At 69.2% G+C, this 14,754-nt stretch carries 12 protein-coding genes; 8 read left to right on the forward strand and 4 right to left on the reverse strand.

Annotated features, from left to right (window positions below; translation table 11 throughout):
• Nucleotides 1-91 precede the first annotated feature (91 nt).
• The 4 genes from VV02_RS09495 to VV02_RS09510 all read left to right on the forward strand — a co-directional run bounded on the left by VV02_RS09495 (nucleotide 92) and on the right by VV02_RS09510 (nucleotide 5,225).
• Nucleotides 92-1,213: a GuaB3 family IMP dehydrogenase-related protein gene (locus tag VV02_RS09495; protein ID WP_052591200.1), complete on the forward strand. Its 1,122-nt coding sequence runs from the start codon at nucleotides 92-94 to the stop codon at nucleotides 1,211-1,213.
• Between the two features lie 110 nt (nucleotides 1,214-1,323).
• Nucleotides 1,324-1,830, forward strand: a complete 507-nt coding sequence (locus VV02_RS09500; protein WP_052591202.1) for a GNAT family N-acetyltransferase — start codon at nucleotides 1,324-1,326, stop codon at nucleotides 1,828-1,830.
• Nucleotides 1,831-1,908: 78 nt separating this feature from the next.
• Nucleotides 1,909-3,516 (forward strand): succinic semialdehyde dehydrogenase, encoded by a 1,608-nt coding sequence (locus VV02_RS09505; RefSeq protein ID WP_052591203.1) that lies wholly within the window; start codon nucleotides 1,909-1,911, stop codon nucleotides 3,514-3,516.
• Nucleotides 3,513-5,225: a GMC family oxidoreductase N-terminal domain-containing protein gene (locus VV02_RS09510; protein WP_052591205.1), complete on the forward strand. Its 1,713-nt coding sequence runs from the start codon at nucleotides 3,513-3,515 to the stop codon at nucleotides 5,223-5,225. The genes VV02_RS09505 and VV02_RS09510 overlap by 4 nt, the downstream gene beginning before the upstream one ends.
• Before the next feature lie 104 nt (nucleotides 5,226-5,329).
• Here VV02_RS09510 and VV02_RS09515 read toward each other — a convergent pair whose 3' ends face one another.
• Together VV02_RS09515 and VV02_RS09520 are read right to left on the reverse strand one after the other, a co-directional pair.
• A complete protein-coding gene (locus tag VV02_RS09515; RefSeq protein ID WP_052591206.1) occupies nucleotides 5,330-7,060 on the reverse strand; it encodes an ABC transporter ATP-binding protein in 1,731 nt (576 codons plus the stop codon).
• Nucleotides 7,061-7,112: 52 nt separating this feature from the next.
• Nucleotides 7,113-8,870, reverse strand: a complete 1,758-nt coding sequence (locus VV02_RS09520) for an ABC transporter ATP-binding protein (protein ID WP_052591208.1) — start codon at nucleotides 8,868-8,870, stop codon at nucleotides 7,113-7,115.
• 72 nt (nucleotides 8,871-8,942) lie between these two features.
• On the opposite strand from VV02_RS09520, the gene VV02_RS09525 reads away from it, so the two are divergent.
• From VV02_RS09525 to VV02_RS26825, 4 genes are read left to right on the forward strand one after another with little or no spacing between them, the layout of a single operon-like run.
• Complete coding sequence (locus tag VV02_RS09525; RefSeq protein WP_052591210.1) at nucleotides 8,943-9,776, forward strand: SURF1 family protein; 834 nt, start codon at nucleotides 8,943-8,945, stop codon at nucleotides 9,774-9,776.
• The gene (locus VV02_RS09530) at nucleotides 9,769-10,128 is read left to right on the forward strand and encodes a DUF3817 domain-containing protein (protein ID WP_052591212.1); all 360 of its coding nucleotides are present in this window, start codon (nucleotides 9,769-9,771) and stop codon (nucleotides 10,126-10,128) included. Before VV02_RS09525 ends, VV02_RS09530 begins: the two co-directional genes overlap by 8 nt.
• Before the next feature lie 34 nt (nucleotides 10,129-10,162).
• Nucleotides 10,163-11,740, forward strand: coding sequence for a glutamine-hydrolyzing GMP synthase (gene guaA, locus VV02_RS09535; protein ID WP_052596776.1), 1,578 nt, complete (start codon nucleotides 10,163-10,165; stop codon nucleotides 11,738-11,740).
• Nucleotides 11,741-11,794: 54 nt separating this feature from the next.
• Nucleotides 11,795-12,646 carry a phosphatase PAP2 family protein gene (locus VV02_RS26825; protein WP_052591214.1) on the forward strand — a complete coding sequence of 284 codons (852 nt, stop codon included), beginning with the start codon at nucleotides 11,795-11,797 and terminating at the stop codon, nucleotides 12,644-12,646.
• Between the two features lie 165 nt (nucleotides 12,647-12,811).
• Here VV02_RS26825 and VV02_RS09545 read toward each other — a convergent pair whose 3' ends face one another.
• Nucleotides 12,812-13,909, reverse strand: coding sequence for a lysylphosphatidylglycerol synthase transmembrane domain-containing protein (locus tag VV02_RS09545; protein WP_245633034.1), 1,098 nt, complete (start codon nucleotides 13,907-13,909; stop codon nucleotides 12,812-12,814).
• Nucleotides 13,906-14,721 carry a PIG-L deacetylase family protein gene (locus tag VV02_RS09550; protein ID WP_052591215.1) on the reverse strand — a complete coding sequence of 272 codons (816 nt, stop codon included), beginning with the start codon at nucleotides 14,719-14,721 and terminating at the stop codon, nucleotides 13,906-13,908. Before VV02_RS09550 ends, VV02_RS09545 begins: the two co-directional genes overlap by 4 nt.
• Nucleotides 14,722-14,754 lie beyond the last annotated feature (33 nt).

Consider the following 14,754-nt stretch of genomic DNA (forward strand, 5'->3'; position numbering starts at 1 on the left):
TGCCTTGACTGATATCGACCCTGCCACATCTGCGGCGGGCACGGGTGCCCGGCTGCGCGGTTGAAGACCTGGCCACCAGTAGCCTGACCCGGTGACTGAGATCGAGATCGGCAAAGGCAAGCGCGGCCGTCGCGCGTACTCCTTCGACGACATCGCCGTGGTGCCCTCCCGTCGTACCCGCGACCCGGAGGAGGTGTCCACCTCCTGGCAGATCGACGCCTACCACTTCGAGCTGCCGGTCATGGCCGCGCCGATGGACTCGGTGATGTCACCGCAGACCGCGATCGCGTTCGGTCAGCTCGGCGGCCTCCCGGTGCTCGACCTCGAAGGTCTGTGGACACGGCACGAGACACCCGAGCCGTTGCTCGCCGAGATCGCTGGTCTCGACCCGGCCGTCGCAACTGCCCGGATGCGCGAGATCTATGCGGAGCCGATCAACCCTGACCTGATCTCGTTGCGGTTGGGCGAGATTCGCGATGCCGGCGTGACCGTCGCCGGTGCATTGAGCCCGCAGCGCACCCAGGAGCACTGGAAGACCGTCGTCGACGCCGGTGTCGACCTGTTCGTCATCAGAGGTACGACCGTGTCGGCCGAGCATGTCTCCGGCAAGGCCGAGCCGCTCAACCTCAAACGATTCATCTACGAGCTCGACGTGCCGGTGATCGTCGGCGGTGCGGGGACCTACACCGCGGCACTGCACCTCATGCGCACTGGCGCGGCGGGCGTACTCGTCGGCTTCGGCGGGGGAGCGGCGCACACGACGCGGCGCACGCTCGGCATCCACACGCCGCTCGCGACCGCGGTCGCCGATATCGCCGGCGCGCGACGTGACTACATGGATGAGTCCGGTGGTCGCTATGTCCACGTCATCGCGGACGGCGGCGTGGGCACCTCCGGCGACATCGTCAAGGCGGTCGCCTGCGGTGCGGACGCCGTGATGCTCGGCGCGGCACTCGCGCGGGCGAGCGACGCTCCGGGCCGCGGCTTCCACTGGGGCTCCGAGGCGCACCACCACGACCTGCCGCGCGGCGAGCGCGTCGAGGTCGGCACGGTCGGCACGCTGCAGGAGATCCTCAACGGCCCGGGTCGTGGTGCGGATGGCACCACCAATCTGGTCGGTGCGCTGCGCCGAGCCATGGCGACGACGGGCTACTCCGACCTCAAGGAGTTCCAGCGTGTCGAGGTCGTGGTCGCGCCTTACCAGCGCTCCTGACCCGCGTACGGATTCGGCGACATCGCCGAACGCGGGCGTCTCGACGTGAGATCATGACGGCTACAGCAAGGCCTCCGCGCACCGGTTTCCGGTGTGCGGAGGCTTTTGTTATGACACCTTCTCTGCGCGTTGCTGGCCCCGCCGACCGCGAGCTGCTCGAACGCTTCTGGCTGCTCTTCCGCCACGACATGTCCGCCTTCACCGGCGCGCTGCCGTTCCCCGACGGCAGCTTCCGTCGCGAACGCCTCGACGCGGCGCTCACCGACGACGACTGGTGCGCCTACCTGCTGTACCTGGGCGAGGCTCCCGTCGGGATGGCCCTCGTGCGCAGCCTGGGCCGCGAGCCCCGCGTCCTGAACAGCTTCTTCGTCGTCCACGGCGCGAGGAGAAACGGGACGGGGACCTGGGGCGTGCGCGAAGTCGTACGGCGTCATCCAGGACGGTGGGAGGTGGCTTTCCAGGAGGCGAACGACGGCGCCGCGACGTTCTGGCGCGCGGTCGCTGCGAGTCTGGATCCGGCGTACGTCGAGGAGCAGCGGCCGATCCCGGGTCGACCGGAGCTCCCGGCTGACTCGTGGATCGCCTTCACGGTGGATCCGGGTGGGGACGCTGATTGACATCGCTGATTGACATCTCGGTCTCGGGTGTCGAACGACAACCTCCCGCCGTGAGCGCGGTCACGTTACCCTGCGGTAATGACCGAGTCGCTCGTCGCCCAGACCGAGAGCAGCGCTCCCTCGGAGCCCTCGCCCGCGCCGTACGTCGTCCCGTCCGGTCTCGCCGTACGCCTGGCCCGCCGTGTGGTGGCGCCGGCCCGTGCCGAGACCCAAGCCAGCGTCAGCCCCCTGACGGGCGGACACCTCGCTGACCTGCCGGTCAGCACCATCGACAGCGTCGATCACGCCTACCGCTCGGCCCGTGAGGCTCAGGCCCGATGGGCGAGCCAGCCGATCGCGGCGCGCGCGCGAGTGCTGCTGCGGCTGCACGACCTGGTGTTCCGCAACCAGAACGAGCTGCTCGACCTGATCCAGCTGGAGTCGGGCAAGACGCGTGGCCAGGCGTTCGAGGAGATCCTGGACGTTGCCGGTGTCTGCCGGCACTACGCCCGCAAGGCCGAGCACTACCTCAAGCCGCGCAAGCGGCTCGGCGCCATCCCGGTGCTGACCCAGACCGTCGAGCTGCGCCACCCCAAGGGTGTCGTCGGTGTCGTCGCCCCCTGGAACTACCCGCTGTCGATGTCGGTCACCGACCTCATCCCGGCGCTGCTCGCAGGCAACGCGGTCGTCGTACGCCCGGACGAGAAGTCCGCGCTGACCGCGCTGCGCTCGTTCGAGCTGCTCGACCAGGCGGGTCTGCCTGAGGGTCTGCTGCAGGTCGTCCTCGGTGACGGCCCGACGATCGGCAAGGCGGTGCTCGACCGCGCGGACTACGTCATGTTCACCGGCTCGACCGCGACCGGCCGCACCGTCGCGCGCGACGCGGGGGAGCGGCTCGTCGGCGCCTCGCTGGAGCTAGGCGGCAAGAACGCGATGTACATCGCCGCCGACGCCAACCTCAAGGCCGCCGCCGACTGCGCGGTCCGTTCCGTGTTCTCCTCGGCCGGCCAGCTGTGCATCTCGATCGAGCGGCTGATCCTGCACGAGGCGATCGCGGACGAGTTCCTCACCCACTTCATCAAGCGCGTCCGGGCCATGAAGATCGGGCCTGACCTGGCCTGGGGCAACACCATGGGCTCGCTCATCTCCCAGGCCCAGCTCGACAAGGTCACCGAGCACGTCGAGGACGCCCGCGCCAAGGGCGCCACCGTCCTCGCCGGCGGCCGCGCCCGCCCGGAGCTCGGTCCCTACTTCTACGAGCCGACCGTGCTCGAAGGTGTCACCGCGGCGATGACCTGCCGTGACGAGGAGACCTTCGGCCCGGTGGTGTCGGTCTACCGCGTGAGCACCGACGACGAGGCGGTCGCGCTGGCCAACGACACGTCGTACGGCCTGAATGCCTCGGTCTTCACCAAGGACATCAGCCGTGGCCGCGGGCTGGCGGCGCGGATCAAGGCCGGCACGGTCAACGTCAACGAGGGCTACGTGTCCGCCTGGGGGAGCAACGGCTCGCCGATGGGCGGCATGCGGCAGTCCGGAGTCGGCCGCAGGCACGGCGCTGAGGGCATCTGGAAGTACACCGAGTCCCAGACCGTGGCGGTGCAGCACCTCATGCCGATCGCGCCGACCAAGGGCGTACCCGAAAAGCTCTGGGCCAAGTCGATGGTTCTCGGTCTCAAGGCGATGAAAGCAGGACGAATTTCATGAGCGGCACGACCTACGACCACGATGTCGTTGTCATCGGCTCCGGCTTCGGCGGGGCGGTGGCGGCACTACGGGCCGCGGAGAAGGGGTACGACGTCCTGGTCTACGAGGCCGGGCGCCGGTTCGAGGACGACGACTTCGCCAAGACCTCGTGGAACCTTCCGCGCTATCTCTGGGCCCCCAAGCTGAAGTGCTTCGGTGTGCAACGCATCCACAAGCTGCCCGACGCGATGATCCTGGCCGGTGCAGGCGTGGGCGGCGGCTCGCTCAACTATGCCAACACCCTCTACAAGCCGCCGAGCGCGTTCTTCAAGGACCAGCAGTGGGGTCACATCACCGACTGGGACGCCGAGCTGTCCCCGCACTACGACACGGCCAAGCGGATGCTCGGTGTCGTCGAGGAGAACCCGTGCGACGGTCCGATCGAGCGGCTGATGAAGCAGACCGCGGACGACCTCGGCGTGGGCGACACCTTCCGCAAGACCCCGGTCGGCGTCTACTTCGGTGAGTCCGGCACGACGGTCGCCGACCCGTTCTTCGGCGGTGAGGGACCCGAGCGCACCGGCTGTACCGAGTGCGGCAACTGCATGGTCGGCTGCCGAGTCGGCGCGAAGAACACGTTGATGAAGAACTACCTCGCGCTCGCCGAGAGCAAGGGTGTCGAGATCCGCCCCAAGCGCACGGTGGTCAAGCTGGAACCGTTGGGAGACAAGGGTTTTCGCGTCACCACCGAGGAGACCGGCGCCTGGGTCGCCAAGCGTCGCGAGACGGTCACGGCCGAGCAGGTCGTGCTGGCCGCCGGCACGTGGGGCACGCAGACACTGCTGCACACGATGCGTACGAACGGAGTGCTGCCGGCGCTGTCAGACCGCCTCGGAGTCCTGACCCGCACCAACTCCGAGGCGATCGAGGGCGTCGCGGCGGTGTCGGTGCCCGAGCACATGGATGTCGACAAGGGTGTGGCGATCACGACGTCCTTCCACGTCGACGACCGGACGCACATCGAGAACGTGCGCTACGGCAAGGGGTCCAACGCGATGGGTCTGCTGCAGACCCTTCTCGTGGACGGCAGTAAGCCGCCGCTCCAACGCGCGATCCAGTTCGGCAAGGATCTGGCGGCGCGTCCGAGCGCCAACATTCGCGCCCTGGTGTCCCCACGATGGAGCGAGCGCACGGTGATCGCGCTGGTGATGCAGTCGCTCGACAACTCGATCACGGTGTCCACCAAGCGGCGGCTCGGTCGGCAGGTGCTGACCAGCCGGCAGGGACATGGCGAGCCGAGTCCGACGTACATCCCTGCGGGTCAGCGTGCCGTGCGAGCGATGGCCGAGCGGTTCGGTGCGGAGGCGAGGACCGAAGTGGTCGCCGGTGGCAACTGGGCCGAGGTGTTCGGGGTGCCGCTCACGGCGCACTTCCTGGGCGGCGTGGTCATCTCGGACTCCCCGTCCGAGGGCGTCATCGACCCGTATCACCGCGTGTGGGGCTACCCCGGTCTGCATGTGACCGACGGCTCCGCGGTGTCCGCCAACCTGGGTGTCAACCCGTCACTGACGATCACTGCTCAGTCGGAGCGGGCGCTGGCGCTGTGGCCGGCCAAGGGACAGACCGATCAGCGGCCGGCGCAGGGCGAGCCGTACCGCCGGATCGACGCGCCACCCGCGCGCGTCCCCGGCACCGACCTCGGCATGCCGCAGATGCCCGCCGCCGGCTGACCCGGCTTCGGTGCCTGAGCCAAGAGACTGCGTCTTCTGAGTCTGACTCACTTGCAAGGCGGTCAGACTCAGAAGACGCAGTCTCTTGGTGGGCTGGCCCGTCGTTAGACCGGCGTGTTCTCTGGCTCGTCGCGCCACGAGCGCCAGAGTGCGGCGTACGCACCGTTCTGCTCGATCAGCTCCTCGTGCGAACCGATCTCGGAGATCAGACCGTCCTCGACGACCGCCACCCGATCTGCGTCGTGCGCCGTGTGCAGCCGGTGCGCGATCGCCACGACCGTCCGACCCGACACGACCGCGTTGAGCGACCGCTCGAGGTGGCGCGCCGCGCGTGGGTCGAGCAGCGATGTCGCCTCGTCCAGCACCAGCGTGTGCGGGTCGGCGAGGACCAGCCGCGCCAGCGCCAGCTGCTGCGACTGCGCATCGGTCAACGCCTGACCGCCGGCACCGACGGCCGTCCCCAAGGCGTCCGGCAGCTCGGCCGCCCACGTTGCGCCGTCGACCGCGTCGAGGGCGTCCCACAGCACCTGATCGGTCGCGTCCGGTCGGGCCAGCAGCAGGTTGTCCCGCAGTGTCCCGACGAACACGTGATGCTCCTGGGTCACCAGCGCGACCTCGCCTCGCAGGTCGTCCAGGGGGAGGTCGACGAGAGGTACGCCGCCCACGTCCACCCGTCCCTGTCGCGGCCCGTCGATCCCGGCCATCAGACGACCGAGCGTCGACTTGCCCGCGCCGGAAGGCCCGACGATGGCGAGGCGCTCGCCCGGTGCGAGGTCGAGGTCGATCCCGCGCAGTACGTCCCGCCCGGCTCGGTAGGAGTAGTGCACGTCCTCGGCCGCCATCCGGGCGTCCTTCGGCTGCTCGCCACTCGCCTCACGGTCGGGCGGCACCTCCTCGACACCGATGACGCGCGCCAGTGACGTGGCGCCGACCTGGATCTCGTCCAGCCAGCTGAGCAGCTCATCGAACGGACCGGCCAACGCCTGCGCATAGAGCACGACCGTCGTGACCTGACCCAACGAGGCGTGCCCCTCGAACACCAGCCAGCCGCCCCACAGCAGCGCGACCGCGGCCGGCGCGAGGATGCCGAGGTCCACCTGCGGGAACCACCGCAGGCGTAGCCCCAGCGTGTAGGCCTCCGCGTCGAACATCTCGCGGATCGTCCCGTCGATTCGACGCTTGCGATGCGTCGCCAGGCCGAGCGCGTCGACCGTGCGCGCGCCCTCGACGGTCTCGGTGATGACTCCGTTGCCGACGGCGTACGCCGCTCGCTCGCGTAGGTAGCCGTCGGGCGCCAGCCGCAGGTAGCGACGGGTCGACACGATCAGCAACGGGATCCCGGCCAGCAGCGCGACGGCCACGAGCGGGCTCACGATGAACGCGGCCACGAGCGTGAGGACCGTCGTGACGATGGCAACGAACAACGAGGGGATGCCGAATCGCACGACGTACGAAAGGGCTTCGACGTCGTTCGTGGTGCGGGCGACCAGGTCGCCGGTGCCGGCGCGCTCCACAGTGGACAGCGGCAGCTCCATCACACGCGAGATGAACCGCTCGCGCAGCTGGGCGAACACCGCCTCGCCGAGCACGAACGAGGCGCGTCGCGCGAACCACGTGAGGATCGTCTGAGCCACGACCGCGATCGCCAGCAGGATGCCGACCTGGTTGATCGCCGACAGCGTGGTGCCCTCGGTCAGGTCATCGACCAGGTTGCCGACCAGTCGTGGCGTCGCCAGAGCCGCGACCGCCGCCAGGGCGTGCAGCCCGATCACGCTGAGCAGCGACCGTCGGTGCTGCCGCATCAGGGCGCCGGTGTGCTCGCGCACCGCAGCCATGTCAGCGATCGGCAGCGTCCGCCTCGTCGAGTCGTGCTTGTCCTGAACAGGGTTAGTGGACAACGGAATTCACCTCCTGGGGGTCCGCATCGTTGGACGGCGTGTCTTCTTCGCCTCGTACGACGACCCGCCGGTACTCCGGCGATGTCGCCATCAGATGTGCATGGGTTCCGCGAACCAGCTCGCGGCCCTCGATGAGCAGGACCACGTCGTCCGCCTGGTCGAGGATGAGCGGGCTGGCCGACATCACGACCGTCGTCCGACCGCGTCGCGAATCGGACAGACGCCCGGCGATACGTGCCTCGGTGTGGGCGTCGACCGCACTCGTCGGCTCGACCAGGACGAGCGTCTCCGCCTGGGTCAGCAGCGCTCGGACCAGCGCCAACCGCTGCCGCTGCCCGCCGGAGAACGACCGGCCGCGCTCCTCGACCTCGGCGTCCAAGCCGCCGTCGAGAGCATCGAGCACGTCATCGGCGCTCGCGACCTCCAGCGCAGCCAGCATCTCCTTGTCGCTGACCTGACCGGACGGATCGAGCTCGTCGCGCAACGTGCCGGTGAACAGACGCGGGTCCGTCTCGGACACGACCACCCGCGAACGCAGCTGTGACACAGGCACATTCGCGATCGGCGTACCACCGAACGTCACGTCCGTCGGCGTCGGTCCGAAGCGACCGAGACGGTCAGCGAGTGCGGAAGTGTCCTCGGGTCGTTCGGACACGATCGCCGTCATGCGACCCGGTTCGATGCGTACGCCGGAGGTCGGGTCCGCGAGCGCGGCGGCACCTGCCGGCAGCTCGTCACCGGGCAGCTCAGGTGTGTCGCTCTCGACCTTGAGGACGTTGATGATCTTGCGCGACGCGACGAGCGAACGGATGGCCTTGTCGGTCATCTCGGTCGCCGTACGCAGCGGCATCACCAGGAACGCGGCGTAGCCGTAGAACGCCACCAGCTGACCTGGTGTCAGCGATCCGTCGTGAACGGAACGCGCACCGAGCCAGGTCACGATCAGCATGAAGATCCCGGGTAGCAGCACCTGCGCTGCGTCGAGCGTCGACTGCAGACCCGCGACGTGCACGCCGCTGGCCCGGACCCGCTGCGACTGGTGCTCGTAGCGGCGCAGGAACGTCTGCTCGCCACCGATACCGCGCAGCACCCGCAGACCCGCCACCGTGTCGGCGCCGAGCTCGGTGAGCTTGCCGCTCTCCTCGCGCTGCGCGGCCTGGCGCCGTTGGAGCGGACGCATCACGACGGTCAGGGTCCCGAGCAGGAGGGGGACGCCGAGCAGGACGACCAGGCCCAGGCGTACGGACGACGTCAGCAGGATCACCGCGACGACGAAGTAGGACACGATCGCGCCCACGAAGCGGGCGAAGGTGTCGTACGACGCCCCGAGCCGCATCGAGTCCGACGCGACACTCGCGACGACCTGGCCCGGCGGCACCTCGCGGGGGAGGGCGGCGCCACGCGTCGCGGAGTGCCAGCCGATGAGCTGGATGGCGCGGAAGGCCGCGCGCAGCCAGTTCTCCACCGCGAACCGGTGACGCAGCGTGCCGCTGACCGCGGACACGACTGCGAGCGCCAGCACCGCGCCCGCCCACAGCCACAACCGGGACACGTCGTGCGCCCGGATCCCCTCGTCGATGGCGCGACTGAGCGCCGCGGGAACCAGCGCCTGCGACAGCATCCAGGTGACGCCGCAGAGCACACCGCAGGTGAGGGATCGCCGCTGACCACGGGCCACCCAGAACATGAATCGGGCTGGTCCGCGCAGGTCGGGGGTGCCGGGATCGGCATAGGGGAGAGGTTGCATAGCGCTTCAACGCTAGAGCGCCGACACCCCCGGAATAAAGCGATTTTCGCGCGGCGGCCTACTCTGGAGGGCGTGCTGCAGACCGCTCTCCGACCGCGCAACCTCGCGCTGCTGACGCTCGCCGTCGTCGCAGCCGTGGTGTTCGTGCTCCTCGGGCGCTGGCAGTGGGGCGTCGCGCAGGACGACGCTCGGGCCAAGGCGCTGCGCGACGGACCGCGGCACCCCGTCGTCCAGCTGACCGACTACGTCCAGCCGCACCAGCCGTTCCCCAAGGGAGGCTCGCTGCGCCGGGTCGAGGCGAGCGGCACGTACGACTCCGCTCACCAGGTCCTCGTCCCCGACCGCCGGCTCGCGGGCAAGAAGGGTCTCTGGGTCGTGACCCCGTTGGTCGTCGACGGCACGGGAGCCCGGCTGGCTGTCGTACGCGGTTTCGTCACCTCCGCAGACCAGGCCACGCCACCCGTCGTACGCGGGAAGGTCACCATCGTCGGCGCGCTCGCTCCCACCGAATCACCTTCAGAGGCAACGGATTACCCGTCCGGACAGATCGGCTCGGTCGATGTCCCTTCGATGCTCAACACGTGGGGCGGCGACGCGTACAACGCGTTCGTGTTCGGGATGAGCGAGTCACCGTCGGCCACCACGGTGGCCATCACCAAGGTGCCGCCGCCGAGTCCCGAGGCCGGCAACCGCGACTGGCGCAACGTCGGCTACGCGTTCCAGTGGTGGGCCTTCGCGGCGTTCGCCCTCTACTTCTGGTGGCGCAGCGTCAAGGAGGACCGCCGTGACGAGCTCGCGGCGGAGCAGGCGCACAATGAGGGCGCACCTGACCCAGCACCTGACCAGCCAGCACCTGACCACCCAGCACCTGACCACCCAGCCCCTGCCAAGGACCTTCATGTCTGACGTCGCCCCCTCGGGCCAGCCCGCCGCCACCGCCACGATCGATGCCGAGAAGGCACGCAAGAAGCTCACGTTCTTCAAGGTGATGGCGTTCATCGTCGGCATCGGCCTGCTCATCCTGTGCGCCGAGATGGTGCTGCACTACGGCTTCGACAACGAGGCGCTGGACTGGTGGCCGCAGCCGCACGGCTTCATCTTCATCGTCTACGTCCTCGCGACCGTGCTGCTCGGCTTCGAGGTCCGCTGGCCGCTCAGCAAGACAGTCCTCGTGGTGCTGGCCGGCTGCGTACCTTTCCTGTCGTTCTGGGTCGAGCGCAAGATCTCCCGTGAGGTGGAGACCACGCTGCACGCCTGACCGCCCGGGCCGCCGGGCCGGATAACCTGTGCGGGTGACTGAAGCCCTCCAGGACCGGCCCGTTCTCGTCGTCGACTTCGGGGCGCAGTACGCCCAGCTCATCGCCCGCCGGGTGCGTGAGGCCGCGCTCTACAGCGAGGTCGTCCCGCACACCATGCCGGTGGCCGAGATGCTCGCCAAGAACCCGTCCGCCGTCGTGCTCTCCGGCGGTCCGTCCTCGGTGTACGCCGATGGCGCGCCTTCGCTGGACGCGGCCCTGCTCGAGGCGGGGGTGCCGGTCTTCGGCATCTGCTACGGCTTCCAGGCGATGGTCAAGGCACTCGAGGGCACGGTGGAGCAGACCGGGATGCGCGAGTACGGGCGTACCCAGGCCACCATCCACAGCACCGACTCGACGCTCTTCAACGGCCAGCCCGACGAGCAGTCGGTGTGGATGTCACACGGCGACTCGGTCAGCGAGGCACCCGACGGGATGCGGGTCACGGCGACCACGCCGGGCGCATCCGTCGCGGCGTTCGAGGACGACGAGCGCAAGCTCTACGGCGTCCAGTGGCACCCCGAGGTGCTGCACTCCACGTTCGGCCAGCGCGTCATGGAGAACTTCCTGCTCCGCGGCGCCGGCCTCGAGCCCACCTGGACCCCGGCCAACATGGCCGAGGAGCTCGTCGCGCAGGTCCGCGAGCAGGTCGGCGAGTCGCGAGCGCTCTGCGCGCTGTCCGGCGGCGTCGACTCCTCTGTCGCGGGAGCTCTCGTACAGAAGGCGATCGGGGACCAGCTCACCTGTGTCTTCGTCGACCACGGGCTGCTGCGTGACGGCGAGGCCGAGCAGGTCGAGAAGGACTTCGTCACCGCCACTGGTGTCGACCTGGTCGTCATCGACGCCAAGGAGCAGTTCCTCACTGCGCTCGCCGGGGTCAGCGACCCCGAGGAGAAGCGCAAGATCATCGGCCGCGAGTTCATCCGCGTCTTCGAGCAGGCGGCGCGCGACATCGTGCACGACCGTGGCGATGAGGAGCACCCGGTCGAGTTCCTCGTCCAGGGCACGCTCTACCCCGACGTCGTCGAGTCCGGCGGTGGCGCGGGCGCGGCCAACATCAAGTCGCACCACAACGTCGGTGGACTGCCCGAGGACCTGAAGTTCTCACTGGTCGAGCCGCTGAAGGCGTTGTTCAAGGACGAGGTCCGTCAGGTCGGCCTTCAGCTGGGCGTGCCGGAGGGCATCGTCTGGCGCCAGCCGTTCCCCGGCCCTGGCCTGGGCATCCGCATCATCGGTGAGGTCACCGCCGAGCGCCTCGACATCCTGCGCGCCGCCGACAAGATCGCCCGCGAAGAGCTGTCCGCCGCCGATCTGGACCGCGACATCTGGCAGTGCCCCGTCGTACTCCTCGCCGACATCCGCTCGGTCGGCGTGCAGGGCGACGGCCGCACCTACGGTCACCCGATCGTGCTGCGCCCCGTCTCCTCCGAGGACGCGATGACCGCCGACTGGACGCGGCTGCCGTACGACGTCCTCGCCAAGATCTCCAACCGCATCACCAACGAGGTCCCCGACGTCAACCGCGTGGTGCTGGACGTGACGAGCAAGCCCCCGGGCACCATCGAGTGGGAGTGACTGCGCACAGGTCCTACTCAGGGGACGCTCAATGTCCTCGCGCACAGTGAGGAGATGACCGCGTCCACCGTGTACCGGCCGGCGGAGCCGCCGGCCCTGGCCGAGCGGCCCCCACCGACCTCATGGACTCGGTCAGCGGCGATGTCGCTGACCGGCTTCGTTCTGCTCGCTCTCTGTGTCGCCGGTGGGCTGCGCTGGGAGGGCGGCCTCAACCTGGACCAGCGGATGATGCGGTCCGTCGGGCACTCGGCCGAGGCCGGCATGAAGATCATCGACGTGATGACGGCTGTGTCGGTCTCGTTCGTCGCGATCTGCCTGGTCGGCTGTATGGCGGTCGCGCTGCTGCGGGGGCGGTTCGCGCTCGCGACGAGCGCCGCGCTGCTGATCGCGGGCGCCAACCTGACCACCCAGGTTCTCAAGTACCACGTGCTCGGTCGCGTCGACGGGGCCAACAACACCTCCCCGAGCGGCCACACGACCGTGTCGCTGTCCATCGCGATCGCGGCCGTGCTGGTCGCACCTGCCGTCTGGCGCTGGGTGGTCGTGCCGCTGGCGGGGTTCGTGGGGACTTTCGTCGGAGCCGGCACTGTCGTGGGTCAGTGGCACCGCCCGTCCGATGTGCTGGCCGGGGTCGGCGTCTGCCTGGTGTGGACGGGCATCGCGGTGGCCTTCGTCGCAGCCGTGCAACGACGTCGTACGCCAGCCGCTCCCGTCCCGGCGAGCCGCTCGTTGCTCGCCTTGCCCGGCTCGGCCGTGGCCGGTCTGGTCTTCGTCTCCTGGGGCGTACGACCGCAGGACGGCGACGTCAACCTCGGCCTCGCGGTCGTCTCGTTGGCGACCATCGGCCTGGCCGTCGCCGGCGCGATCGCGTGGGCCGGTTCGTACGCCGACCGTCACCTCGCCTAGGACACGGCGGCGGGCGATCTTTCCCGACCGGGCGTGTCGCTGACTGAGGGATAGGGGTGTCGTGGAGAAGTACAACCTCGTTGTAGATATGCGCAACAAGGTTGTCCTTCTTCGCAGACCCCATATCCGGTCGGCCACGACACGCGGGACGGCCGGTCAGCGAGGTCAGTCGGGTGGGGTGACCTTGGGGGAGAGCCACCAGCCGAGCCAGCCGAGCGCGCCGAGGGGCACCTCGAAGATGTGCGTGAAGATCGCGAACAGCAGCACTCCCGCGGCCGCGGCCGGCTTGTCCGCACCCCAGGCGACCAGCACCGTCAGCGTGCCGGCCTCGGTGATGCCCAGCCCGCCCGGCGTGACGCCGACGGCGGTGAGGAGCCGGCCGATGGCGTACGCAGCGAACAGCTTGGGGGTCGGGATGTCGACTCCGACGGCCGCCATGGTGCGCCAGAAGAGCACGAAGTAGATCCCGAGGAACCCGGTCACGCCGACCGTCATCGGGAACCAGCCGGTCTTGGTGACGCTGGCCAGCCGCACCCGCTGGTTCTGCAGCACGGCCTTCATGTCGACCCGCTGGCCCTTCTTGGGACCTCGCCGCAGACGCGCGATCCAGTGGCCGATGTGCTTGTCCAGGAAGACCCCGAACCGGCCCGCCCACTTCTCGCTGACCAGCATCGCGATGAACGCCAACAGCACGATCAGCCCGCCGATGCCACCGACCAGGGCACCCCGGCGTACGGATTTGGGCAGAGCTGTCTCGTCGAGCGAGAGCATGGCAATCCCGAGGAATGGCAAGCCAACTCGCGCGAGGACATTCCAGACGCCGCTGACGATGATGGACGTCGAGATCGACAGCCTGGAGAAGCCCCAGGTGCGCCCGAACAGGTAGGTCACGCCGACGCCCGCTGCGCCACCACCGGGCAGCAGGTTGCCGACGGAGGAGCCGGCGACGTTCATCATCAGCGCCTTGCTGTGCGACAGGCCGGGCAGCGAACCCGTCAGCGTGAACGTGTAGAGCCACAGCCCCAGCGCCACCAGCCCGAACAGCTCGAGGGTGACCATCCAGCCCACCCGGTCGAGGTGGTGCCAGATCTGCGGCCACGACGACTCGGCGAAGTGCGGCAGGCCCCACGCGATGATCGCGATCGCCAAGGTCAGTCCGAGGACTGCCTGGATGACCGTACGACGGCTCACCCTCGGGAACGACGTCCCGTCATCGTCGCCCAGCTTGGACGCCCCGCCGGACGCGTCCTCGTCCACGCTCACGGCAGCCCCTCGAAGATGTCGTCGCTGACCGGCCCCTGGTGGGTCGGGTCGACGAACCACTCACGTCCGAAGATCAGGTCGTACGCCGGGCGCGGGATCTTCAGGAACATCCCGAGCGTGCGATCCGCGCCACCGTCTGCAGAGGCCTGCGAGGCGTGCGCCCGCATCGAGGCGCGCTTGGCGCCGATGTAACGCCGGACCGAGACCCGGTGGGTGATGTCCGATGACGCGCTGAAGGAGCGCTCGAAGGACGTGGGGTCGAAGTCCGCAGGAAAGCGGTAGACCTTCGCGACGAGCTTGACGGCGCCGGCGATCAGGTCGCGCGGCACGGTCGCCTGGAGCACGCGCGGGGTCTGCGCGATCTCCGCCGCGCGGGCACCGACCTCGTGCACGCGTACGTGGTCGCGGTGCCCGTAGCCGCCATTGGCGTCGTACGTCAGGAGCACGTCGGCGTCCTCCTCACGCAGGATGTCGGCCAGTCGTCCTGCGGCTTCCTCGACCGGCGCGCGGATGAAGCGCATGCCGCTCGGAGGGTCGTCGTACAGCTCAGGACCCATGCCGCTGTCGGCGTAGCCGAGGTGCTCGACACGGTGGACGCCGAGCGCGCGGGCGCTGGCTTGCAGCTCTTCCAACCGGCGTGAGGCCAGCTGTCCGTCGCCACGAAACTCCTCCGAGGCGAGCCCCAGCTCACCGTCCGTGGCGACCACGAGCACGACTCGGTGACCCTCTGCAACGGCGCGCGCCATGGTCCCTGACGTGAGCAGGGCTTCGTCGTCGGGATGGGCGTGGAAGGCAACCAGCGTGTGCAGCATCAGGAACCATCCTGGCGCATGACAGTCTGTAAC

This window comes from Luteipulveratus mongoliensis, assembly GCF_001190945.1.
Classification (GTDB): Bacteria; Actinomycetota; Actinomycetes; order Actinomycetales; family Dermatophilaceae; genus Luteipulveratus; species Luteipulveratus mongoliensis.